The organism is Bradyrhizobium sp. Crot121, from assembly GCF_059512385.1.
Window position 1 is genome coordinate 330,656 of sequence record NZ_JCAMOR010000001.1, and the last position, 23,593, is coordinate 354,248.

The 23,593-nt window shown below is 59.6% G+C and carries 21 protein-coding genes and 1 tRNA gene; 11 read left to right on the top strand and 11 right to left on the bottom strand.

The genetic code is table 11. From position 1 onward, the window contains the following. Positions 1 to 195: 195 nt before the first annotated feature. From AC5ZGW_RS01430 to AC5ZGW_RS01440, 3 genes are all read right to left on the bottom strand, one after another. Complete coding sequence (locus AC5ZGW_RS01430; protein WP_028161633.1) at positions 196 to 702, bottom strand: flavin reductase family protein; 507 nt, start codon at positions 700 to 702, stop codon at positions 196 to 198. Positions 703 to 756: 54 nt separating this feature from the next. Next, positions 757 to 1,128, bottom strand: coding sequence for a VOC family protein (locus tag AC5ZGW_RS01435; RefSeq protein ID WP_130223037.1), 372 nt, complete (start codon positions 1,126 to 1,128; stop codon positions 757 to 759). 445 nt (positions 1,129 to 1,573) lie between these two features. Beyond that, positions 1,574 to 2,533: a LysR family transcriptional regulator gene (locus AC5ZGW_RS01440; protein ID WP_130223039.1), complete on the bottom strand. Its 960-nt coding sequence runs from the start codon at positions 2,531 to 2,533 to the stop codon at positions 1,574 to 1,576. Positions 2,534 to 2,775: 242 nt separating this feature from the next. Here AC5ZGW_RS01440 and AC5ZGW_RS01445 point away from each other — a divergent pair, with 242 nt between their 5' ends. Both AC5ZGW_RS01445 and AC5ZGW_RS01450 read left to right on the top strand, forming a co-directional pair. Further along, positions 2,776 to 3,579, top strand: a complete 804-nt coding sequence (locus tag AC5ZGW_RS01445; RefSeq protein ID WP_130223041.1) for an AraC family transcriptional regulator — start codon at positions 2,776 to 2,778, stop codon at positions 3,577 to 3,579. A 307-nt stretch (positions 3,580 to 3,886) separates the two neighbouring features. Next, positions 3,887 to 4,513 (top strand): Lrp/AsnC family transcriptional regulator, encoded by a 627-nt coding sequence (locus AC5ZGW_RS01450; RefSeq protein ID WP_130223043.1) that lies wholly within the window; start codon positions 3,887 to 3,889, stop codon positions 4,511 to 4,513. A gap of 305 nt (positions 4,514 to 4,818) precedes the next feature. Here AC5ZGW_RS01450 and AC5ZGW_RS01455 read toward each other — a convergent pair whose 3' ends face one another. Next, positions 4,819 to 5,637: an AraC family transcriptional regulator gene (locus AC5ZGW_RS01455; protein ID WP_130223045.1), complete on the bottom strand. Its 819-nt coding sequence runs from the start codon at positions 5,635 to 5,637 to the stop codon at positions 4,819 to 4,821. Positions 5,638 to 5,665: 28 nt separating this feature from the next. On the opposite strand from AC5ZGW_RS01455, the gene AC5ZGW_RS01460 reads away from it, so the two are divergent. From AC5ZGW_RS01460 to AC5ZGW_RS01480, 5 genes are all read left to right on the top strand, one after another. Then, positions 5,666 to 7,816: an FUSC family protein gene (locus tag AC5ZGW_RS01460; protein WP_130223047.1), complete on the top strand. Its 2,151-nt coding sequence runs from the start codon at positions 5,666 to 5,668 to the stop codon at positions 7,814 to 7,816. Next, positions 7,813 to 8,031, top strand: a complete 219-nt coding sequence (locus tag AC5ZGW_RS01465; protein ID WP_130223049.1) for a DUF1656 domain-containing protein — start codon at positions 7,813 to 7,815, stop codon at positions 8,029 to 8,031. Before AC5ZGW_RS01460 ends, AC5ZGW_RS01465 begins: the two co-directional genes overlap by 4 nt. Beyond that, entirely contained in the window at positions 8,028 to 9,002 is a 975-nt protein-coding gene (locus tag AC5ZGW_RS01470; protein ID WP_130223051.1) for an efflux RND transporter periplasmic adaptor subunit, read from the top strand. The genes AC5ZGW_RS01465 and AC5ZGW_RS01470 overlap by 4 nt, the downstream gene beginning before the upstream one ends. A 527-nt stretch (positions 9,003 to 9,529) precedes the next feature. After that, positions 9,530 to 10,189 carry a hypothetical protein gene (locus AC5ZGW_RS01475; RefSeq protein WP_130223053.1) on the top strand — a complete coding sequence of 220 codons (660 nt, stop codon included), beginning with the start codon at positions 9,530 to 9,532 and terminating at the stop codon, positions 10,187 to 10,189. Beyond that, on the top strand, positions 10,186 to 10,452 hold the full coding sequence (locus AC5ZGW_RS01480; protein WP_463328189.1) for an HGGxSTG domain-containing protein: 267 nt from the start codon (positions 10,186 to 10,188) through the stop codon (positions 10,450 to 10,452). The genes AC5ZGW_RS01475 and AC5ZGW_RS01480 overlap by 4 nt, the downstream gene beginning before the upstream one ends. Positions 10,453 to 10,643: 191 nt before the next feature. On the opposite strand, the gene AC5ZGW_RS01485 is transcribed toward AC5ZGW_RS01480, so the two are convergent. The 5 genes from AC5ZGW_RS01485 to AC5ZGW_RS01505 all read right to left on the bottom strand — a co-directional run bounded on the left by AC5ZGW_RS01485 (position 10,644) and on the right by AC5ZGW_RS01505 (position 15,289). Continuing rightward, positions 10,644 to 11,792, bottom strand: a complete 1,149-nt coding sequence (locus AC5ZGW_RS01485) for a Shedu immune nuclease family protein (protein ID WP_130223077.1) — start codon at positions 11,790 to 11,792, stop codon at positions 10,644 to 10,646. 18 nt (positions 11,793 to 11,810) lie between these two features. Continuing rightward, entirely contained in the window at positions 11,811 to 13,490 is a 1,680-nt protein-coding gene (locus AC5ZGW_RS01490; RefSeq protein WP_207230929.1) for a retron Ec67 family RNA-directed DNA polymerase/endonuclease, read from the bottom strand. Between the two features lie 335 nt (positions 13,491 to 13,825). Further along, positions 13,826 to 14,581: a hypothetical protein gene (locus AC5ZGW_RS01495; RefSeq protein WP_130223079.1), complete on the bottom strand. Its 756-nt coding sequence runs from the start codon at positions 14,579 to 14,581 to the stop codon at positions 13,826 to 13,828. A 244-nt stretch (positions 14,582 to 14,825) separates the two neighbouring features. After that, positions 14,826 to 14,900, bottom strand: a tRNA-Glu gene (locus tag AC5ZGW_RS01500). 53 nt (positions 14,901 to 14,953) lie between these two features. Next, positions 14,954 to 15,289 carry a hypothetical protein gene (locus AC5ZGW_RS01505; protein WP_130223081.1) on the bottom strand — a complete coding sequence of 112 codons (336 nt, stop codon included), beginning with the start codon at positions 15,287 to 15,289 and terminating at the stop codon, positions 14,954 to 14,956. A 117-nt stretch (positions 15,290 to 15,406) separates the two neighbouring features. Between AC5ZGW_RS01505 and AC5ZGW_RS01510 the strand changes: the two genes are divergently transcribed. The 4 genes from AC5ZGW_RS01510 (at position 15,407) to AC5ZGW_RS01525 (ending at position 21,640) form a co-directional block, all read left to right on the top strand. Next, positions 15,407 to 16,411 carry an RluA family pseudouridine synthase gene (locus tag AC5ZGW_RS01510; protein WP_130223298.1) on the top strand — a complete coding sequence of 335 codons (1,005 nt, stop codon included), beginning with the start codon at positions 15,407 to 15,409 and terminating at the stop codon, positions 16,409 to 16,411. A 192-nt stretch (positions 16,412 to 16,603) separates the two neighbouring features. Next, positions 16,604 to 17,500 (top strand): RNA polymerase sigma factor RpoH, encoded by an 897-nt coding sequence (gene rpoH / locus AC5ZGW_RS01515; RefSeq protein ID WP_028161616.1) that lies wholly within the window; start codon positions 16,604 to 16,606, stop codon positions 17,498 to 17,500. Positions 17,501 to 17,658: 158 nt separating this feature from the next. Then, entirely contained in the window at positions 17,659 to 18,609 is a 951-nt protein-coding gene (locus AC5ZGW_RS01520; protein ID WP_130223083.1) for a helix-turn-helix transcriptional regulator, read from the top strand. Between the two features lie 160 nt (positions 18,610 to 18,769). Beyond that, positions 18,770 to 21,640 (top strand): autotransporter outer membrane beta-barrel domain-containing protein, encoded by a 2,871-nt coding sequence (locus AC5ZGW_RS01525; RefSeq protein ID WP_165435042.1) that lies wholly within the window; start codon positions 18,770 to 18,772, stop codon positions 21,638 to 21,640. Positions 21,641 to 21,647: 7 nt separating this feature from the next. Here AC5ZGW_RS01525 and AC5ZGW_RS01530 read toward each other — a convergent pair whose 3' ends face one another. Then, positions 21,648 to 22,271: a peptidoglycan recognition protein family protein gene (locus tag AC5ZGW_RS01530; protein ID WP_130223086.1), complete on the bottom strand. Its 624-nt coding sequence runs from the start codon at positions 22,269 to 22,271 to the stop codon at positions 21,648 to 21,650. A 23-nt stretch (positions 22,272 to 22,294) separates the two neighbouring features. After that, positions 22,295 to 23,512 (bottom strand): GGDEF domain-containing protein, encoded by a 1,218-nt coding sequence (locus tag AC5ZGW_RS01535; RefSeq protein WP_130223088.1) that lies wholly within the window; start codon positions 23,510 to 23,512, stop codon positions 22,295 to 22,297. Between the last annotated feature and the right edge of the window lie 81 nt (positions 23,513 to 23,593).

Consider the following 23,593-nt stretch of genomic DNA (forward strand, 5'->3'; position numbering starts at 1 on the left):
GAACCTACTCTGGCGTTGTTGCTGCGGCCGCCTTCGTCGACGTTTATCGTCCCCCCGTACATCAGAATTGGCTCCATGTTGGTCGACTTGATGGATGATCTCCCGCGGATAACCGCGTTCGCGACGATCTGCAAAGCTTCGAACGCAGATCCCGGGCTCGGGCCCGACATAAGAAGGGTACTCGCCGGCGGTCGCTTAGCGCTTAGGTACAGTGAATTCGCCATTCACATAGACAAGAGGTTCGAGATCAGCGTTTGTCGCCTGTGCAACTACCTCGCCGATGAAGATCGTATGACTTCCAGCGTCGTACGAATCTGAAACCCGGCAATCAAAGCTACAAATTGCCTGGATGAGACTTGGCGCTCCCGTAGCGAGTTCGCGCCACACACCTTCGCTGAAACGTATATCGCCTTTGCTCCCGTCCTGCCCCGCGAATTTCTGCGCCAGCGCAACGTGATCTGCCGCGAGGATATTCCAACAGAATGATCTGCTCTGCTTTATCGTATCGTGGGCGCCAGCCGATTTATTGACGCAGACGAGCACGCTCGATGGCTCGGTCGACAACGAACAGCCCGCTGTCAGCGTCAAGCCGTGCCTGCCCGGCTGCGTACCCGTAGTTACGATAGACACGGCGCCCGGCACGTTGCGCATTGCGCTGCGGAATTCTGTGCTGCTGAACACCGGGGTTTCTTGACTAGGCATAGGCGTCACTCGGAAGTTCATGGTGATAAATTGCCCCGACACATAGAACTGAAGTCATTCAGAGGGTTGATCTGCCGCCCTACTCGCCACTTGAATGAGCTGGATCGTATTATGTTGCGGGTCCCTGAGATGGGCCACCCGGCCATGCGCTCCCATGTCCCGGACTTCACCAAGCACCTCAGCCCCCTCCGCCCGCGCGCGTTCGACAGCCATTTCCAAATCATCCACCTCGAATACGAGGACCGCATTGTGAGACTGCTCGGATACGGATTCAGCCGGGCTTGCGATGCAAAAGGCAGCTTTCTCTCCTACGAATTGGATCCACTTGCCACGATCAGCGAAGCGGATCGTCAATCCGAGAGCCTCGTAGAACTTGGCTAACCCTTCGGGTTCGACGGCAGTAAGATAGACTTGCTTAAGCTTCACTTTCTCACTCCCGATTCCGAGCGGGCCGTCGATCTGCGATCTCTGAAAACTTCAATTGTCCTGCAATTGTGCCGCCGCTTTCTCAGCATTAATGCTCAAACAGTTTGTCGCCCACCTAGCTGATCAGCATTTTATGCTGCAGCACACAGACTTTAGCATCATTACGCACCGGCGCGCGCGGCGAGCGGAGGCGATTTATCTCTGCTGGGTTTCGACCTGTTTGGATCGCAAATGCGCTTGCCATACTTGATGTCATCGCATCGCCGGCCATCTCGATGCTGTTCCCTGGACACTTATCGATGCTTTCTGCTCTTGGACTGAGCAAATCGTCATTGCTTTGTGCAGTACGCGCCTATTTTTTCGACTTCTCACGCACCAACGCGAACAAAGCGGAACATGCCAGCGACCCCAACCACATCCTGTCGAACCAGAACGTCGTGCAACTTCATACGCTGAAAGCCGGAGTGCTTCGGTCGCTTCCTTGGTCTCGACCTTCGCCTGGATCCGCGGAAAGCAAAGCGCGAATTTCTCGTAGCTCCTGCAGGATGAAATTCAGGACCGCGCGCGTACGTGGCGCAAGATGCCGGCGCGAGGAGTAGACCAGGCTGAACGGAATGTTCGGAGACGGGAAGTTGTTCAGCACACGGACGAGCTGGCCGCTGCGCAAATCGTCGAACACGTCGACCAGCGCGAGATGGGCGATCCCGTATCCGCTTCGTGCAGCCAGATGCACGGCGCTCGCGTCATTGGCGAGAAATCCGCCCGACACGCGAAATTGCTGGGCACTCTCATTGGTCACGAACGTCCACATGTCGGAGTTCTGGTTGCTGGCGTGGACGATGCAGGTGTGCTGTGCAAGTTCCGCGGGCAAGGAAGGCTCGCCGTGCTTTTCGATATAGCTGGGCGCGGCCACGGCAACGCGTGAAAATGTGCCGGCGTGACGAACAATCAATGACGCATCTGATATCTCGCCAACACGCATCCCAAGATCGAGACGATCTTCGATCATGTCGCCGATTCGATCGCTCACCACCAATTCGACCTTCAACCCCGGGTGATCCGCCAGTAACTCGGGCAGACTTTGCGCCAGAAAGCGACCAGCGGTACCCGTCACGCCAACCCGGACCAATCCGATGGGAGAGGTACTCTGTCGTCCCACAGCCGTCAGCATATCCTCGACGCCGTCCAATATCGGTCGTGCAAGGACGACAAGCATCTGCCCGTCATCGGTGAGGCTGATCTTTCGCGTAGTGCGATGGAATAAGCGAACGCCAAAACGCTCTTCGAGCTGCGAAATCTGGCGGGCGACGGCGGCCTGGCTTACGTCGCGCTCGCGCGCCACGGCCGAGAACGAAAGAACTTCCGCTACGCGCACGAAAATGCCGAGGCTACCGAGAAGGTCCATCGCTCGTATACCTGTTCTAAGGCCCCGATACCTTCAGACGCGCTTTCTCCAGCCCTTCCTCAAGAGAGAACAGTTTTCCACTGAGCTCACTTTGCAATTGAAGATTCGAATTGACCATTCGGGAAATGAGAACGCGCATTTGCATCTTGCCTCAATAGATGGCGCTATTCCCTACACTTCCGCAGCGGCGAAAGGACTAAGTTACCTTGCCAAATCATCTCCAAATATCGACAATTGCGGACATGACCGTGCAGTTGGGTTTTTCTGACTTCGATCCGGACGATTGTCCCGTCGCGGCCACTGCCGTTCGAATGGACGTCTTAGATAACGAGAACGAGACGCCGATCCACCGTCACAGAAAAGGTCAGCTCGTTTTGGCACTCCGTGGTGGAATCACCTGCGACGTTCCAGGCACTCGCTGGATAGTACCTCCGCAGTCCGGCGTGTGGATCCCGGGCGGCCTTGAGCACAGCAACAAGGCAACAGCAAACGCGATGATTTGCCTTCTGTTCGTCGAGCCGGATTCAGCGGCCCTTCCGGAAAGATGCTGCACATTGTCGATCAGCCCGATGGTCCGCGAGATGATTCTCCGGCTCGCGGTCATGCCGCGACATTATGATCCTGACAGTCATTGTGGTCGGCTTGCCAGAGTTCTGCTTGATGAATTGACCGTCCAGCCGGTCGAGGATCTTTCGCTGCCCATTTCCGGTAACCCAAAACTTCAGCTCATAGCCGACGCTCTGACCAGAACTCCAGCCGATAGATCTTCATTGGCTGGCTGGGCCGATCGTGTAGCGATGAGCGAACGATCGCTTTCTCGGCTGGTCGAGCGGGAGACAGGTCTGACCTTCGGACGCTGGCGACAGCAAATACACCTAATGGTCGCGTTGCGGGAACTCTCCGGTGGCGCGATGGTCCATCAGGTTGCAGCCACGTTGGGCTACGGCTCTACCACTGCATTCATTACGATGTTCAAGAAGGCTCTGGGGAAATCTCCTGCCAAATACTTTCAAGAACGCTCCGAGCAGGCGTCAGTGGCAGATTAAGACGATTGCTTTTTATTTCTTCTATCGGTCGCAGGATCCGCCTTTTGTGTTCGGACTCTAGCCGTTCGGTCGCAGGCGTTTGAGCACGCACACTTGTTTTCGAGTGGACGGCACCCCGCCACGGGTTGCCTCATCCCTGCACGGCCAGCCCTGAGAAATTGACGGTTTTTCGATATAAGTCGTCATTTTGTCGAAATTTCGCAGTCGCAACTGCGGTTAGCATCTCTGTCATCGAGATGTCACCACGCGAGATAACGCGCGGGGCCGGGCCTCGATAAAGCTACCGCTTGCCCTGGGAGAAGACGATATGACAACCACGGCTCTCGACAGGATCGACATAAAGATTCTGAATGAACTGCAGCAGAACGCCGACTTAACCAACGTCGAGCTTGCTTCCCGCGTCAATCTTTCACCGTCGCCCTGCCTCGCCCGAGTTCGTACGCTTGAAAAGCTCGGGGTGATAGATCGACGAATTGCCGTACTGGATCCAGCGGTCCTCGGCATCTGCGTTACCGCCTTCATCCAAGTCAAGCTTGAAAAGCAAGTCCAGCTATCACTTGAGAACTTCACGCGCACAATTGATCGCTTGAGCCAGGTGATGGAGTGTTACCTGATGACGGGAGACAGCGACTATCTTCTCCGCGTGATGGTGTCCGACATCGAGGCTCTTGAAGACCTCATCGTCAACAAGCTCTCGCGCATACCGGGTGTTTCGAGCATTCGTTCAAACTTGGCTTTGAAGCGGATTTCTCACAAAACGGTACTTCCTATCGACTCAAACCAGCCAGTTCAGATCAAGTCATGCAACCTGGCTTCCAAGCGCATCGAGAGGCCGGCTAAGCCACAATACGACGCAGCCCCTCAGACGAGGATCGACGCCGGCATGAGCATCGAGACTTCGCGCACACTTGATCATAATGCAGCCAGCTTTTAGCGACATCGTCAATCCATCGCTTCAAAGGTCTGTCCGGATTCGGGATCGAGATCGTTCGAAACGAAGAACTTTGATTTCAATCCTCAGGGGAAGTGATCTTAAAAGACGGCTGGTCGCCTCATCGGAAATCTTTGACGCTGCTCGATCGACCGAGCAACCTAGTGACGGGGTGCGATCGGGAACATTCCTCGTTCGTGCGATTGGCTGGCGGCCGTCGTTGAAGATATATCGATGCCGGAAAGAGCGCTCGATCTCGTGCTTCGCGCTCGGCACCGGATCTCTCGCTGCTGCAGGATCTAGTTGAACTACGGTTCCGCCGCCCCTTCGCCCCGCTTGTTGACGCGATCGGAAAAATACCGCGCCGGCGATTTGCCGAGCGCCTTCTTGAACATTGTTATAAATGCGCTAACGGAATCGTAGCCGAGAACTTCAGATGCCGATTGCACAGACTCTCCCGCGGATAACCGCTGAAGAGCGATTATGATGTGGAGTTGTTGACGCCAGCGACTGAACGTCATGCCGGTCTCGGCGACGACGAGGCGCATGAGCGTCCGTTCGCCGAGCGCAATGGCCTCGCCCCATTCTGCTACGGTGCGGCGATCCGCAGGATTTTCCATCAAGGCATCGGCGATCGCGCGTAGTTTTGAGTGGCGCGTAACTGGAAGATGCAATTGCTCGGTCGGCATCTCGATAAGCTCGTTCAGCAGAACCGCGGCGATATGAGCCGTTGGTCCTTCCGGATTATAGAGGGGCGGCAGCGTCGCCAAGCGATGGATTAGTTCGTGCAGAAGAGGGGTGATCGACAGCGTGCAGCACTCCTTCGGAACGGATGCCGCATTCATGTCTACGTATAGGAAATAGATGCTGGCGTTGGCGGTCGCTCGATTGCTGTGCGGCATGCCGCCGGGGATCCAGACGCCGCATCGCGGAGGCACCATCCAAAGTCCACTGGGGGCCTCGCACGTCACGCCACCGCGGTGCGCCAAAACCAACTGTCCTTTCCGATGTGTGTGGATCGGAACTTCGTCTTCCTTCTCCTGAGTATCGACCATGAGCGCAGCGACCGGACGGTCCAGCGCGTCCGGATCCAATTCACGGTAGTATTGGAGGAGAGAGCCACGCATTGTCATAACTTAGCAATTATTTGGCAAAGTGGCGAAATTCCTGCCGCGCTGCAAGTTCTATCGTTCGGGTGCTTCACGGACCCGGCGTAGAACCATGACACGAATCACTCTGTCCCGAATTTTCGGAGACATCGCATTTCCAGGTACCCTCGACCCCAAGTGGGCGCTGCTATCGGCCAATTCGTTCATTGCGGCGATGCTCGCAATTTATCTGGCGTTTCGTCTCGGCCTACAGAGACCCTACTGGGCAATGCTCACCGTCTATCTTACTGCCCAACCACTCGCCGGCGCGGTCCGTTCACGGGCCGTTTACCGTCTGCTCGGCACACTGCTCGGCGCCTGCGCCGCCGTGGCGCTTGTTCCGATCTTGGTCGATCAGCCGACCTTGATGACCGTTGCCATCACGGGCTGGGCAGCGTTCTGTCTGTACGTCTCCCTTCAAGACCGGACTCCCCGCAGTTACGCCTTCATGCTGGCGGGATACACGGCGACGACCGTCGCGTTCTCAAGCGTAGCTGCTCCTCATTTGGTTTTCGACGTCGCCTTGGCGCGCGTCGAGGAAATCGCGCTCGGGATCTGCTGTGCAACAGTCGTCCATACGCTGCTGTTTCCGAGCGATGTCACAGGCGCCCTGACCAAGGCAATCGATGCTGCGGTTCGTGATGCATTTGCTTGGACGGCGGATGTCTTGCTGGATCACACTCCAACGCAAGGAAACTCCGCGCGCTGGCGGTTGGCCGCTGACATCACCCACTTCGAAGTGCTATCAACCCACCTCAGCTACGACACAGCCGCGACAAAGCCGGAGCTGTGGGCGATTCGTGCCTTGCAGGACAAGCTCGCGCTCGTGCTACCCATGCTCACGGCGATCGAAGATAGGCTCGCTGCGCTCGGCGCGCGACGCACGCCGGAATTGGATCAACTTCTCTCGCAACTCGGCGAATGGGCGCGCGATCCAATTGAATCGCGGCTGAGCGCGACCGAGTTGCTCCGCCGATGCGCGGAATTTGACGCTGCACTGCCCGCCGCGCAAGACGAATGGGACAGGCTTCTCGCATCCAGCATGATCGCCAAGTCGGCGGCATTAATCGAAGCACTGGCTGCAACTCACGAACTGTCCGCGATCATCCATGGCTCGCAAGTTACTTCCAACCCGACAACGGCATCTCGCCCGAAAGTCCGCCGCGCCAAGAGAACTCTCCATCGTGACCAGGGGCTCGCTGCCTTGTCCGTCGTCGCCCTTTTCGCGGCCGTGCTTGGCTGCAGCGCCGTTTGGATCGCAACCGCCTGGCCGGAAGGTGGCATCGCCGCGCAGATAGCCACGATCGCCGCAGCGCTCTACAGCAGCCTCGACGATCCCGCTCCGACCCTGATGTCCTATACGATCTGGACAGTGGCGTCGCTGCCGATCGCGGCCATCTACCTGTTTCTGATCTTTCCAGCGATCGACGGATTTCCAATGTTAGCAGCCGCGCTGGCTCCGCCGTTCCTCATCATCGGTTATCTGCAGGCCAATCCGCGTCACATCCTCAAAGCGTTGGCCCTCGGCCTCGGTCTGATCGGGGCGCTTGATCTTCAAAACAGGTTCTCGGCCGACTTCGCTTCGTTCGCCAACACCAATGCCGCCTCACTCATCGGCCTCATTGCCGCCTTCCTGGCCGTCCGCACATTCCGCTCGGTGACCGCAAAGCACGCTGCGAGGCGCCTAATCCGGCACGGATGGGTCGACCTGGCGATCCTCGCCGGCGCCCGCCGACCGATGAGCCGAGAGCGGTGGGTGGGCGTGATGCTCGACCGTCTCGGCCTGGTCATTCCAAGATTGGCGCTATCCGGCGCGGATGTAGAGGCAGAAGCCGGCCGCTCGCTGGCCGCGCTGCAGATGGGCCTGGACTTGCTCGACTTAAAGTCGAGCGTGGTGAGCGTTAACGGCCAGCGGAGCACGACTCTCGGGGATCTCCCCGCCAAGCTGTCGCACGCCTTCCGATGGTTTGCGTCGGGGGACAGCGAGCTTCGTCCAACCGAGGCACAGGCGCTGCTCGCGGCGATCGATGTGGAGCTGCGCCAGCATTGCAAATCGGACGCCGCAATCCAACGAACACGGCTGCCCGCATTAGTCGGCCTACGTCGCGTGCTCTTCCCGAATGCGCCAGCTCCAACTTTTGATGAAGTTGCGCAATGAACGAAGAGATCAACGTCGCAGGTGTGTTCGTGCCGACCTTTGTCGTCGCCTGCGTCTTCGCGCTCGGGCTCGGGATCACTTTGTCCGCGGTGCTCAAGAGATTCGTTTCGTCAGGGATCAAGAGCTTCGCGTGGCACCCGGCGTTATTCGAATTCGCGATCTTCGCGATCCTCGTCGATATATCCTACACTTTCTTGGGGAAGTTGCTGCCATGACCGGGAGAGGCTCGATTCTGCCGCGCATCTTTGTCACCACGTTGGTTCTCACCATTGCGGCACCGGTCGCCATCGGCATGTGGGACCACTACGAAGAAGCTCCCTGGACGCGGGACGGACACGTCAGGGCCGACGTTGTCGTGGTCGCTCCGGACGTTTCCGGCCTGGTCGAGGAAGTTCTGATCAAAGATAATCAGGCGGTTCGCAAAGGGGACGTTTTACTTCGATTGGATCCGGAGCGATTTCGTCTGGCGGTCCGACAGGCAGAGGCTGTGGTGGCAAGCCGGGAAGCCGCCCTCGAGAGAGCCGCGAGCGATCGCACCCGCTATGAAAGGCTGAGCGATGGGGTCATCTCTCAACAGCAGCGCGAGACGGTCCGCGCCGCAGACCTTCAGGCCAAGGCTGCCTATAATCAGGCCCTAGCGGATTTGGATGTCGCACGTCTCAATCTGACCCGATCTGAGATCCGCGCCCCAGTAAATGGTCACGTGACGAACTTCGATTTGCGTCCAGGTTCCTACCTTCCGGCGGGTCGAGGCATCACGGCTTTGATCGAGACCGACACGGTGCGCGTCGAAGGCTACTTTGAGGAGACGAAACTCGCACGCATCCATGTAGGCGACGCTGCCGATGTCAGGTTGATGGGCGGTTCGATCCTGAGAGGAACAGTTGATAGCATTGCCCGCGGAATCGAAGATCGTGAACGAAGTTCGGGTGCGAGCATGCTTGCCAATATCAATCCGACCTTCTCATGGGTCAGGCTCGCTCAGCGCATTCCCGTCCGGATCAAGCTCGACGCGAATGACAATGCGGATGAATTGATCGTCGGGCGAACCGTCACCGTTCAGATCGACAGCGACACCGGTCTCAATCCAGTGGTCACGTCAATGCTCGGGTCGGGTATCTCGCGCCTTTTGCGGGTGTTCGATCGGGAAGACGGTCTCGGGCGATCAGCAACGCGCAAGCTTTGAACGAACCTACTGGCGCAATCGTACAAAGTCGTACCCCAGCGTGGAAGGCGCAGCATGGCGCGCCACTCAGAATAAAACTGCGACCTCTTATGTAATTAGATTGCGGTATAGTGCTCTTAGGCGCCCCGCGGGAATATTCATATGCAGGTCGGCCATGCAACTCGATACCCGCTATCGTGCGTATCGCACCGTGCCTTTGCCTGCGGGTGATGTTGGAGGACTCCCCTTCGAAGCTGCGCGCTCTCAAATATCGAAAACAACCCCATGCAAAGGTGCAGGCGGCAGCTAGCGCTGGAATAGCAACTTGACACGTCGGGCAAATCAGGGGCATTCCTTGATCATTCCGCAATCTTGTAACGCCCGTCGGTCCGCGAGTAGCGGGCGCGTCGGTTGCGACCTGCGGTCCAGGAATCCTCACCCGCATCCTCACCCACAATTGAAATTGCACCGGCTCCGCGCGGCGAACGATGGCCTCGCGCGTCGCCGAACCGCGCGCGCTTGCTGCGCGGGTGCCAGGGAGTTTCGACATGAACACCGCCCCAAGCCTCGCTACGCCAACGGCGATCGCAGCAACCGACCCCACCAAAGCTGCCGCAGCCCCGCGGATAAGGCTCTCATCACACGGATTCTCCATCGAGCATCCCGATCCGGAGCTCGGCGAACAGCTCATGGCGAACGCGCTGGGAGCAACCGATCGCGAAGCGATGGATGGCATCCTCCGGCAATTGGTCAGGGCCAGCGTGAGCGGCGGGCGCCCCGACGAGGTCAACCTGTCCTTCATGATTTCAATGATGAAGAGCCTTCGCCCAAGGGATTCCGTCGAGGCCATGCTGGTGGCGCAGATGGTTTCGGTTCATGTGATGGCGATGCGATGTGCCCATCACCTTGCCAGTGCCGACGACCTCGCCCAGCACGACAGCGCCGCGCGCGCATTGGGCCGGCTCGCCCGCACGTTTCCCGCCCAGATCGAGGCGCTGAGCCGCTACCTGAGCCGTGGCGAGCCCGCCATCACCGTGCAGAACGTGAAGGTGGAGGACGGCGGCAAGGCCATCGTCGGCAACGTCACGCAGCATGCGAGCGTGATCGTTTCGGACAAGAACCGGGCCTCCGCGGCGAAGGTGCCGAAGGCCTCGGGCGCCAAGCGAGGACAAGCTTCCGTTGATGCCAAGCGGGACGCACAGGCATGAGCGATCACATCAGAAATACCGGCCCGATGCTGGCGAGCCCACGTTGTGGCGCCAAAACCCGTTGCGGCAGCGCGTGCCGCTCGCCGGCGGTGCACGGCAAAAAGCGCTGCCGCATGCACGGCGGCGCACAGGGATCCGGCGCGCCAAAGGCAAACCAGAACGCGCGCAAGCACGGCCTGTTCACCAGGGACGCGATCGCCGAGCGAAGGCAGATTCGGGCGGTGCTGGGTGAGGCGCGGAAGCTGCTGGAGGGGATGAAGTGAGTGGTTTCACAAATGTCGGGGGCCGTAAGCGTTGTCACCTCAAAAAGTTTCGGCCGCTTCATCCTCAAAAGAGCCTGTTCGCGTTTCGATAGCAGGTGAAAGTTCGCCAAAATTGGTTTTCGACGCCTTTAAGAACACGCGTCAGGCGATCACCATCGAACAAAGAACGCTTCAGGCAGTACGGAGGCGCCCTAGAAAGGAATATCATCATCGCCCATGTCACTTCGGGCAGCTTGCTGAACAATAGATCGATTGGCCAATTGAACTTTGCTGCTGATGTTCTCGACGATGAATCGCGCTCGCTGGTATAGCTCATCGAAGGTAAGAATTTCTGGTGCACGCAGATTGCGCCGGAAGAGTTCGAAGCACGCCACCTTGTCGTCATTTGATAACAGCTGCCCCAAATTTCCGATAATCAGGTAACTGCGGGGCTCAACTGAATAAATTATTCTTCCCGTATCGTTACCGTCATCATCCTTTGAGCAGTCGCGAAATCGATTCCTAGTGAACTCAAATACTGTCTTTTGAATTTGCGTAACGGCATTCGACAACTCGTCGGAGACGCCCCAGACACCGGCGCGATAACTGTCTTCGCGAAGAAGGTCGGTATCGTTCCTCTTGATTTCTAATAGAACGTATTGGCTGACTTCAGCGTTAGTTGCCATCAGACCATCAGCGCGCTTGCCCGCGCGGTCAAAAGCGGAGCCGGTGGTTTGGCTCTCTAGCTTTCCACCTACCTTGTTTAAGAATACGTAGTTCAAGCCATGCCCAAAAATCCAAGGGTTGGCCTCAAAAAAAAGCTGCCACTTCGGTTCAGATACCTCTCGCCGCAGATTGGACTCAAACTCGGCAAGCGCCGAACGCTTCGCCGCCACCGCATAGATGTCTTCGTGCAAATCCGGATTTGCAGCAAGCTCTCGAACCAAGGCTGCTCCCTTGGTGCTGGACAGTAGGGTACCTAGTGCGGCGACGTGAATACTATCGTCGAGGAGTACGCGCGTTTTCCTTGCATCGCGAAGGTCGAGGCTTGAAATGATCGACAAGAATTCTCTTATCTGTGTAAGTTGAAAGTCATTGACGTGAACCTCACCATCTTTCCGCCAACCATAGGTCTTGTGGAACTTCATCTTCGTAATTTTGAGGGTGCCGAAGTCCACCCGGTCCTTAACATAGAAAGCAGAGACCGCGATTTTACACCGCGTCGTGACATCTATCTCGCCGAAGACAACCTCGCTGTCACCGACGAGCGTGGCATACGCACCTTTTCCGTTCCGTGCTGGGACGGTATACAGCGCGTTGGGCTTATAGTTTGCGAGATATTCAAGATCGTCGTCGGTCATGTCGCGCCCCACAAAATGCTACGGCGGTTTGTAGTGCTTTAAAATGGCCTCGATCCGACCTAGAAACTTATTGAAGGCCGAGAAGTCGATCTTATTTGCATTTGGTCGAACGACCTTTTCGGCAAACACAATCTTTCCGTACTCCTTGGTCGGATCGATCTTTTTTGCGGGATTGAAGATTTTCCCATCAACAACGGTTTTCAGCACACTAGGCTTAAATAGGTCTTCAATCCGGGAAGTGCCATGAATCCCTGATTCCGGAGTCTTAACAAGGAACAGGTTATTGACGATGTGATAGAAGTCAGCGGTGGACGTACGAGAGACCTTTGTTTTGGTCACATTGTAAATTGCCGCAAATATGTCGTCCGCTCCGTCATCATTGTCGATTACGAGTATGACTGGGTGCGCTAGAGGCTTACTTCGAAAGTATTTCAAAACACTTGCGTAGTCCTTGATTAGAAGTTGCATGCCCCCCGAGCCGCCGCCCAGCTTTAGAAGGTTATCTGCAATATCAGTGTGATTGAAAAAGCCGACATTGCGCACCTCACCAGCCGCTGTTGTCGTGACGAGTGACGGAAAGCTCGCAGCCAGGCTGCGCAGAGCTAGTTTAAGATAGATGACGTCGGTTTTCCCCTCACATATCAGTAGCGGCTTAGTCAGTTGGACGAAGTGTTTGTAGAACAAAAACCTTCGATAAAGTTTCCGAACACCTCTGTCCCTCTTATCGTTCTGAATATCAACCTTTCGGCTGTAAGCGACTTCGTGCTTAACCCGAAAGCAATGATTCAGTTGACCTTCAACAACGGGAAGCGCGGACACTGGCGCACTGCCTTGTTGAAAGTACAGTCCGGTCTTGAACAGTTCGTAGCACATCGAGCGGACCCTGCGATAATAGCCCGCTTGAATGTTCACCTTCTGATTGACCGTAAGGCCCGTTACGGTTTGACGACTCCCCCGCAGCTGCATTCGTGTTTTTAATGGATTGACCTTAAAGCCTACATCCGTGATCACATCCGAAAGTGGCTTGCCAAGTTCCCAATCAGACGGCGAAGTCTGAAGAGCAAGTGACGTGGGGAAAACCTTCACGTTTGTGGAAAATGTAAGATCATCCGCATAGCGCGTATATGTACAATTGTTCTTCTTCGCGAGACGAACCAAGCGAACGTCTAGCAGGTGCGCGACCAAGTCCGAAATTATTGGTGAGGTCGGAGCCCCCTGCGGCAGCGAGTTGGCATGGCAGGCGATCTGAGCGATGACAGTCGCCACATCCTTATGCAGTTTGAAGTCGTTATTCTTTATGAAATAGCCGCGCACTCGCCCGAAGTTGATCGAAGGGAAAAAGTCCTCCAAATCCAAGTTCAGAACATATCGGCGTCTGATGTGTGGATTTGCATTCGTAATTATTGATTGCCCTTTCCGAAAGCCATGCGACAACGGCTTCAGATTGCTAGCTTCGTCAATCTCTTTCCGGCACTTGGTAAGCAACGTCACAAGGTGCTGTTGAAGAGTTTTCAACTTGGGCGACGGAGCATTTATCAGGCGGACGCCGCCGGATTTCTTCGGGACAGAGAAGCTAGTGTACTTGGATGTTGCCGGGGCGTGATGAATGAGAAAAGACAGCGCACTAGGCTTGTAGCCAATTAGTTTGGCCAAATCGCTTAGCGATGTCGCAGCCTTCAGGTCACCAAGTACGCTCAAATGCCCCTCGCCCCCACTTTATTGAGAGCTTACAGGCACTCCTTAGCGATCATGCGATTTCGTATTCCGCATTGAACGTGCATAATTCTGCAGTCAGGAAGCATTGGCCTCTGACCTTCGGTCTTATGTTGCGATAGCGCAACAATAAATCTGCCTGTAAGCTCCAATATCTACTTAAACGTGTGAATTGGAAAGGCAAGACCTTTCTATTTTCCTCGAAAAAGATCGATCACGCTACCCTCGGCACGGCGTGGGCAACGCCAGCAAACTCCAATGCAGCGAGAAATGTTTCGTACGATCTTCGCGTCCCGGATGACGGGCAATGGTGCCTAACGTTAGTCGGCAGCGGGTGGTACTGCATCGAGTTTCTCACCCGCCGCTTGACTTCGCTCACGAGCCAAACGGTAGACATCTTCTGACAGGTAGCGGGCGTCTCGTTCGAGATCGCGAAGCAGTTCGACCAGCTCTTCAAATCGCAACTTTGCTTGCCCCTGTGATCCCACGCTCTCTATGCCATCGTCGAGCAGCCAAACTGGCGTAGTACCATCCGGGATTATTCCCCGCTCAATATTGCCATTGAAATGCTTGAGCGCATTGTACGCCGCGTTAAGCCGTTGAGGCGGGGAGCCATCGCCAGATTGGAAAGGCTTTGGGAAATGTGGGTCCATGAGCCTGCCTATGGCCTCGTGCGACATCAGTGCAAGATACGTATTTACAATCGTGCTCTCGAAATGTGAGAGCGCAGCCAGGTAACCTTGCACCATGGCGTTGGAATGCCGAAGGGCTGCGACACACTCCAACATTCGCTCCCGCCCCGCCCGGTAGTCTCGGACAGCATTCGCGAGCCTACGCAGGAACACGATAATGGGTGAGCGCACTTTGTCGGGCACGCCTACCACAAAGACGTTGTTGAGGTAGAATGATGCGTAATAGTTGGAGGGCTCGGGCAGCTCGGGCGCAAGACATGCAGTCAGGTCCGAGCACTTCGGCGCAACGAGCCGGTCCAAAACATAGGGACCCCATTGAGTCGTACCGCCGTCCGCAGAGAGTTGAACGTTCTTGCCTGTCGCAGGCGCAGTATTTTCCGACACGACAGTTTTGTCTCTGCTGAAGGATCACGCCAGCTCTCACGTAGCCGCGCATTGCGGACACTGCAACGCAATCTACGTTGAGCGCGAAAAATTAACAGCATCCTCTCGGCATCCTTTGCTAACACGCGTTCGGTCGCGCGTAGAGTCGACAAAAGGACGAGTGTTTGGTGGTAGTGCGTTTGCCTACGTGCGCGGCCGTTTATTCGACGGAGCGTGGAGGCCTTCACTAAGTATTTGAAATCGCTGGCGCTCCCTAGGGGAATCGAACCCCTGTTTCAGCCTTGAGAGGGCCGCGTCCTAACCGCTAGACGAAGGGAGCGTTGCGGTCTCAGGCAATAGCCTCGAAAACCGAAAACTGCAAGCGAGCTCGGCTCAGGGTTCGCTGACGAAGCGGAGTTTTCCTGCGGGTTTCAGCGTTTTTGCGTCGAACGTGCGGATTTCGGTGGCCCCGCCTATATCGAGGGTCACCACCAGGCGGTCGCCGGCGATGCCGGTGGAGACGATGCGGGCGCCCTTCGGCAGGGTGGCCGTGATGTCGGTCGTGGCGGCAGGGCTTCCCTCCCCGCGGTAAAAGCGATACCCGACGGCGATGAGGACCACGGCCACCGCCAGCGCCGAGGTCAGGCCCGCGATCAGCATCATCCGCCGCACCCGCGCGATCAGGGCGGCCTGCTCTTGGGTCGGTTCAGGGATCGTTGCGTCGGTCATGGGCGGCTCTTTAAACATGATCTGCGGAAGTGGAAACCGGTTTTGCCGAAGAAAGTAAGCGTGAACGAAGAAGAACAGGGCGCCCCATGCCCCGATGTCCCCTCTGGCGGCCAACGGCTGGCGGTCGTCGTTCAGGGCGATGAGGGCTCGCCCCGGCTCGACCGTGTCCTCGCCGCGCGCCTGCCGGAATTGTCGCGGTCGCGGCTGAAGGCGCTGATCCTCGCCGGTTCCGTCACCGTGAAGGACGCCCCCGTCCGCGACCCTGCTTTTCACGTCGCCGCAGGCGATACGGTTATAGTCGAGGTTCCGGAGGCGGTGCCGCCGGAGCCGAAGGGCGAGGATATCGCGCTCGACATCATCTATGAGGACGACGACCTGATCGTCATCGACAAGCCGGCCGGCCTTGTGGTGCATCCCGCCGCCGGTCACGAAAGCGGCACGCTGGTCAACGCCCTGATCGCCCATTGCGGCGCCAGCCTTTCCGGCATCGGCGGCGTGCGGCGTCCGGGAATCGTGCATCGGCTGGACAAGGATACCACCGGCTTGATGGTGGTCGCCAAGAACGACCAGGCCCACCAGTCGCTGACCGCGCAATTTGCCGACCATGGCCGCACCGGGGAGATGGAGCGCGGCTATGTGGCCTTCATCTGGGGTGTGCCGAACCGCCAGCGCGGTACCATCGACGCGCCAATCGACCGTCATCCCTATGCGCGCGAGAAGATGGCGGTGCGCGAAGGCGGTCGCGAGGCGATCACCCATTGGGAGCTGCAGGAGATGTTTCAGGGGCGCGACGGCAAGCCGGTCGCCTCCCTGCTGGCCTGCCGGCTCGAGACCGGACGCACCCATCAGATCCGGGTGCACCTCGCCCATATCGGCCATCCCCTGCTAGGCGATTCGGTCTACGGCCCGCATTTCAAGACCAAGGCCAGCCAATTGGGGCTCGAGGCGCAGGCAGCGCTAGCCGCCCTCGGCCGCCAGGCGCTCCACGCGTACCTCCTTACCATCGAGCATCCCAGGACCGGGGAAATTTTGCATTGGGAGGCGCCTCTGCCGGAGGATTTGCTTCTCCTGAAAGGCAGCCTCGGAGGTGGCGCTATGACGCACCCCTTGAAAAAGCATTGATATGACAATAGGTTATACCAGCCACACGGGGACGTGACGTCAGCAATCCTTCCCTATCGGGGGCCATTGGGTGTATTGTTGCACCTGCGTTGAATATCCAACGCGGAACATCGCAAGCCGGTCGGCTTTAACACAGCGGCCGCCTGCCGGGCCCGCCGCTATCGGGGGCCTGAACCACTGGAGGGCGCAAGTATGGCCCGTACAGCTACCTTGCCGGTTCTCAATGGAGAATCCGGTCTTTCCAGATACCTCGCCGAGATCCGTCGGTTCCCGATGCTGGAGCCGCAGGAGGAATATATGCTCGCCAAACGCTGGCGCGAGCACGACGATCGCGACGCGGCACATAAACTCGTCACCAGCCACCTCAGGCTCGTGGCCAAGATCGCCATGGGCTATCGCGGCTACGGCTTGCCGATATCCGAAGTCGTATCGGAAGGCAATGTCGGCCTGATGCAGGCGGTGAAGCGGTTCGAGCCCGAGAAGGGCTTCCGTCTCGCCACCTACGCCATGTGGTGGATCAAGGCGTCGATTCAAGAGTACATCCTGCGTTCATGGTCGCTCGTGAAAATGGGCACGACCGCGAACCAGAAGAAGCTGTTCTTCAACCTGCGCAAGGCGAAGAGCAAGATCTCCGCACTGGACGAGGGTGATCTCCACCCCGACCAGGTGAAGCTGATTGCGAGCCGCCTCGGCGTGACGGATCAGGACGTGATCGACATGAACCGCCGTCTCGGCGGGGACGCGTCGCTCAACGCGCCGATCCGCGACGACGGCGAAGCAGGCGAATGGCAGGACTGGCTGGTCGACACCGCGCCGAACGCGGAAGCCCTGATGGCGGAGAGCGAAGAGTTCGATCATCGCCGCCAGGCCTTGACCGGCGCCATCAGCGTGCTCAACCCGCGCGAACGCCGCATCTTCGAGGCGCGGCGCCTCGCGGACGAGCCGATGACGCTGGAAGACCTCGCCGCCGAATTCGGCGTCTCGCGTGAACGCGTGCGGCAGATCGAGGTCCGCGCTTTCGAGAAGGTGCAATCGGCCGTCAAGGGCACGATCGCCAAGCAGGAAGCGGCGCTCGAAGCCGCGCACTGACAGCACGACCAGACAAATCACTCGGTCAAAGCCGGCGGCAACGCCGGCTTTTTCTTTGCGGCCATGAACCCGTGGACGGGACGGCGACACTATGCTGTCAGTGCCGGGTTCCGCGGCGGCCGCGAGGAAGAATTTTGACCGATCCCGATATTATTTCGATGCAGCTGACGAGCGCTGCCTTCTCCGGTCCCGACAGTATCGAAGCTTTTCGCGAGACCTACGGCCGGCTGCTGATGCAGCTCGAGATCGATCCGCTGCCCGGCGTTCCCTTCGAGCTCGACTTCAGGATCAGGGGCGTCAATGGATTTTCGATCGCCGACGGCAGGTTGTCGCCGACAACCAATCGCCATACGGCCTCGATGATCGACAATGACGACATTGTCCTGGTCCATGCCGTGCAGGGACACGGCGCGCTTCGGCAGATCGGCCGGGAGGTCGATCTTCCGAGCGGCAACGCCACCTTCGTCACCAATTCCGAGGCCGGCGAATTCCTGGGCTACATCCCCTCGCACCTCCAGAACTTCCGCTTCACGCGAAAACGCCTGGAGGGCGTGCTGGTCGATATCGACGACGGCTTGCTGCGCTCGATCCCGCCTGACGATCCCACCCTCGGGCTGCTAACGCGCTACGCCGGCGTCCTCAATGATGAGGAAGCCCTGGCATTGCCCGAGCTGCGCGATGCGATCGTCACCCACATGCACGACCTTGCGGCGATCCTGCTCGGTCCGAACCGCGATGGGCAACAGATCGCCAGCCGGCGCGGCGTGCGCGCCGCGAAACTGCACGCAATCCAGGACGACATCAAACGCAATCTCGCCTCGCGCGACCTGACGCTCGATGCGGTCGCGCAGCGCAACGGCATCTCCGCGCAAACAGCGCGCGATCTGTTCCGCGAGTGGCACACGACGTTCACCGACTATGTGCTGAAGCAACGCCTGGCGATGGCGCACCGCAAGCTGCTCGACGCACGCTTTGCGGAATCGCCGATCAGCTCGATCGCCTTCGACTGCGGCTTCGGCGATCTGTCTTATTTCAATCACCCCTTCCGCCGCCGCTATGGCGCGAGGCCGTCCGATATCCGCGCTGCCGGCGTCGGAAAGACCCCGTAGTCCGGACATACCGTTGCCGATCGGCAACATCGGTGTGACGCGCCGCGACAGTGCCGTGCAAGCCAAGAACTCCGGCGCGCAGCCCAAGCCGCGCATGCCCCGCCTCCCTATGGCGCTGCCCATTGCAAGGCGATGGAATCGGCAGGCTTTTGGGGGAATTATGCTTTTTGATAAACGCGGCGCCCGTCTCAACCTCTGGGCGGCACGGCGTCCGCTGTCTTTGCTGGCGACGACCACGCTGGCTTTGCTCAGCTGCTCCACCCTGGCCTCGGCCCAGGCCGTGATCGAAGGCGGCAGCACCGCTACGGTCCCGGGATCGCAAGCGTCGCCGTGGAATGTCGGCGGCGATCTTACAGTCGGCGCCAACGGGGACGGCACGCTCAACATCGGCCCGAGCGGCAGCGTGCAGAATGACAAGGGCATCATCGCCGGCTCGCTCGGCTCCAACGGCACGGTAACCGTATCAGGGTCCGGCGCGAACTGGACCAACGGCGCGTTCCTGTCGATCGGCGCCAATGGCAACGGCGTGCTGAACATCGGCAGTGGTGGCGTCGTCAGCAGCGTCGGCGCCACCATCGCTGAAGCCGCAGCCGCAACCGGGCAGGTCACCGTCGACAGCGCAAGTTGGACCAGCACGGGCACGCTGAATGTCGGCGGTCGCGGCAATGCCACCCTGCTCGTCAAGAACGGCGGCCACGTCAACAGCGCCAGCGGCTATCTGGGCGCCAACAGCACCGGCACGGGATCGGCCGTCTTCACCTCCGGATCGAGCTGGACCACCGGCCTCCTCTCCGTGGGATTTGCGGGCACGGGCTCGCTGACGATCGAGAACGGATCGACGCTGACCAATACTTTCAACGCAGAAATTGCCTCGAACGCGAAGAGCAACGGCATCGTCACGGTGACGGGAGCAGGTTCGGTCTGGAACAACAACGGCAGCCTGACGGTCGGCGTGGCCGGCAAGGGAACGCTCAATATTCTCGATGGCGGCGTCGTCAACACGTCGGGCGTCGCCACGGTCGGAAACGGCTCTCCGCAAGGGACCAACAATGCCTACGTCAACGGTTCGGGCGCGGCCTGGAATATCGGCAGCACCCTCAATGTGGGCGGCGCAGGCGTCGGCATCCTGACAATCAGCAATGGTGGCACAGTTACCGTTGCCAATGGCACCGGCACCGTTCGCGTCGGCGGTTCGTCCAACAGCTTCGGCAAGATCACGATCGGCGGCGAAGATGCGACGCCTGGCCATGATCCCGCAGCCGCGCCTGGCACGTTGAACGTGGCGACCGTCGAAGTCGGGGACCACGGCACCGGCGCTCTTCTCTTCAATCACACCAGTTCGAACTACGTCTTTGCCCCCGTCATCACCGGCGTCGGCTATGTCGGGACTGAAGCGGGCACCACGACCCTGACCGCCGACAGCAGCACCTTCTCCGGCATCGTCAACGTCTACGGCGGACAGCTTATCGTGAACGGCTCATTGGCCGGAGCGTCCGTGGGGGTCATGAAGGGCGGCGTGCTCGGCGGCAGCGGTATCGTCGGCAGCCTGTCTGCTTTGAACAACGGCATCGTCGCGCCCGGCAATTCGATCGGCACGCTGAACGTCGCCGGCAATGTGAGGTTCGCGCCGACCTCCATCTATCAGGTGGAGGTCAATGCGGCGGGCCAGAGCGACAAGATCGTCGCCGGCGGTACCGCCACGATCACTGGCGGCCAGGTGCAGGTGCTCGCGGGCTCCGGCAATTACGCGCCGTCCACGACCTACACCATCTTGAAGGCGACTGGCGGTATCACCGGAGCGTTCGATACGGTCACTTCCAACTTGGCGTTCCTTGCGCCCTCGCTGACCTACGATCCGAACAACATCTACCTGACGCTGATCCGCAATCAGATCGCCTTCCCCTCTGTCGGCGTGACGCCAAATCAGGTCGCGACCGCCGGCGGGGTCGAGGCGCTTGGCGGCGGCAGCGCCGTCTACAATGCGGTTCTCAATCTCTCCGCGCCGCAGGCGCGTGTTGCCTTCGACCAGCTTTCCGGCGAGATGCATGCTTCGATCCGTGGCGCGTTGATCGACGACAGCCGCTTCCCGCGCGAGGCGGCACTCAACCGGCTGCGGGCTGCGGCCGGCGGCGTCGCCGCGTCGAATGCAGCGGTTGCCGTGCTCGATGGCAAAGGCGGCTATGCCGCCGCCATCCCCACGACGGAGCGCTTCGCGATCTGGGGCCAGGGTTTCGGCAGTTGGGGACATTGGGACGGTGACGGCAACGCCGCAAGGTTCGGCCGCTCGACCGGCGGCTTCCTCGTCGGCGCGGATGGCACCATCTTCGACAGCTGGCGGGTCGGCGGGTTCGCCGGTTACGGCGCCACGCGGTTCGATACCAACGAACGCCGCTCCTCCGGCTCGAGCAATGACTACCATGTCGGGCTCTATGGCGGCACGGGCTGGGACCGCCTCAGCTTCCGCTCCGGCCTTGCCTATACATGGCACGACCTGACGACCACGCGGAACGTCCTATTCCCCGGCTTCGCCGACTCGCTGCGGAGCGATTACGGCGCCGCGACGGCGCAGGTGTTCGGCGAACTCGCCTACGGCATCAATGCCGGATGGACGTCGTTCGAGCCGTTTGCCAACCTCGCCTATGTGAGCCTGCGCAGCAACGGCTTCAGGGAAATCGGCGGCGCCGCGGCACTGACCGGCGCGGCTGCGGACAATGATGCGACCTTCACGACGCTCGGGCTGCGCGGTGCCAGCTCTATCATGCTCGGCACCATTGCGGCCACGGTCCGCGGCTCGCTCGGCTGGCGCCACGCCTTCGGCGATGTCACTCCGCTCGCAACCTTCGCCTTCGCCGGCGGCGGCAGTGCATTCTCGATCTCCGGCGTGCCGATCGCCCGCAACGCGGCGGTCGGCGATGTCGGGCTCGATTTCAACCTGATGCCCGGCGCCGTGCTGAGTATCTCCTACGGCGGCCAGTTCGGTTCTGAGGTCATCGACCAGACCGTCCGCGCCAATCTCAGTGCGAAGTTCTGAAGGCCCGCTACTCGCCCCACTCCCGCGCCATCTTCGCCAGGGCGCAGCCCTCGCAATAGCGGGCGTCCTTGAAGTCGATCCAGTTGTGGGCGTAGACGCGCTCGAGCGGGATGTTGTAGCGGCTGCGCAGCACCTTCACCAGGATCCGCCACGCCGCGACTTGCGCCTCGGTAGGCGGACGCGTCACGTCGGGATAGTTGCCGGCGAATTCGACGCCGATCGAATTGCCGGCGACGACCTGGTGATAGGTCGGGCCGTTGTCGATATATTTATTGTCGTTGCGGTTGGCGCCGTCGCCATGGGTCGTCACCAGCTTCTCGTCGACCGCCCAATAGACCGTGCCGTCGGTCTCGACCCACACCATCACGCCGCGCCGGCTCGGGTTTTTGGATTGCGCCTGTGCGCCGCCGCGGGCCGAGCCTGTCGGGCCTTCGGTCTGGTGCACGATGATGTTGCGCCAGGGATGGGATCTTGCGACGGCGCCCCAGGGCGCCAGCCCCACCATCTCCAGACCGGAGATTTCGGGTGTGCCCGAGGATCGCGCGATCGCCGCAAGGTCAGGCGTCTGCGCGACGGCCGGCGTGACGAGCGCGGCGGTGCAAAGCGCCGCCGCAAGCAGGCGAGGGTTCATGCATCGGCCCCCGTGAGGCGGCTTCACGCCGTTTTGCGCGGCACAATGTCAGGCATGTCGGCGATGTCAGGCACTATCGGCGGAGCCGGCTCGGAAATCGCGTAGCCGTCGCGGCCACGCTTCTTGGCTTCATAGAGTGCCCGGTCGGCGGCGGCGATCAGCCGGTCCGGATAGGCGCCGATCTCCCTGGTCCATTGCGCAACCCCGATCGACACCGCGATCGGGATCTCCTGGCCCGAGCATTCGGCCGCATCAGCCCGGCACACCTCAAGCACGCGGCGGGCGATCATCGCCCCCTCGGCCAGCGTGGAGGACGGCAGCACGATGCAGAACTCGTCGCCGCCGCTGCGCGCCAGCATGTCGGCGGGGCGCAACCGGGTCTGCGCCATCAGCGCGAAATGCTGCAGGCAGGCGTCGCCGGCGGCATGGCCATGGGTATCGTTGATACGCTTGAAGCCGTCGAGGTCGATCACGAGCAGCGCGAACGGCTCGCCGCTGCGCACCGAGCGGGCGCATTCCTCGGTCAGCCGCTGCACGAAAAGCCTGCGATTGCCGACCCCGGTGAGGTCATCGAGCAGCGCGAGATCGGCGACTTCGTTGCGCAGCCGGTCGATCGCCATCAACAGGAGGCCGAAGTTCCAGGCCATCGACAGGAATATCACGATCAGGATCAGCGCAGCCTGAATCCCGTTGAAATCGACGATCGAGAGATCGCCCCCGACCCGCATCAGCGCCAGGACCGAGCGAACGCCATAGGCGATAATGAGAAGAGCGCAGCAGATGGCGGCAAGGCGGGCGCCGGGATTCTGGTCGTCGCGCCGCATGATCAGCAAATGCAACGTCACCGCCGCCGGGATGATCTGTCCGAGGGAATAGATCGCGATCCGCATCGGCATGTCGTCCTGCACGAACTGGAAATAGGCGAGGCCGATGCAGGTCAGGCCGACACCGAGCACAGGCATGCGCCAGGAGATCGGCAGGTTGTAGAACCGCTGGACGCCCATGACCACGAACCAGCAGGCGAAGGTCAGAAGCGCATTGCAGCCGATCAGCAGCAGGCTGAAGTCGACCACGCCGCGCAGCATCGAAGCTGCGGCACCCGCGATTGCCGTAAACGCAGCCGCCGTCCAGAACCGCGCTGCTTCGAACTTGGGATAGCAGCGCGAGACGTAGACCCAGACCAGGCCAAGCGCGAAAAAGTTGGTGACGGATACCGTCCACAGCGTCGGAACGCTCAGCACCGCAAATCCAGGATGTGCATCCTGCCCCTTCCCACAGGTGAACGGGCCGCTCGTGACGGCTCTCTCGCGACCGGCAACATG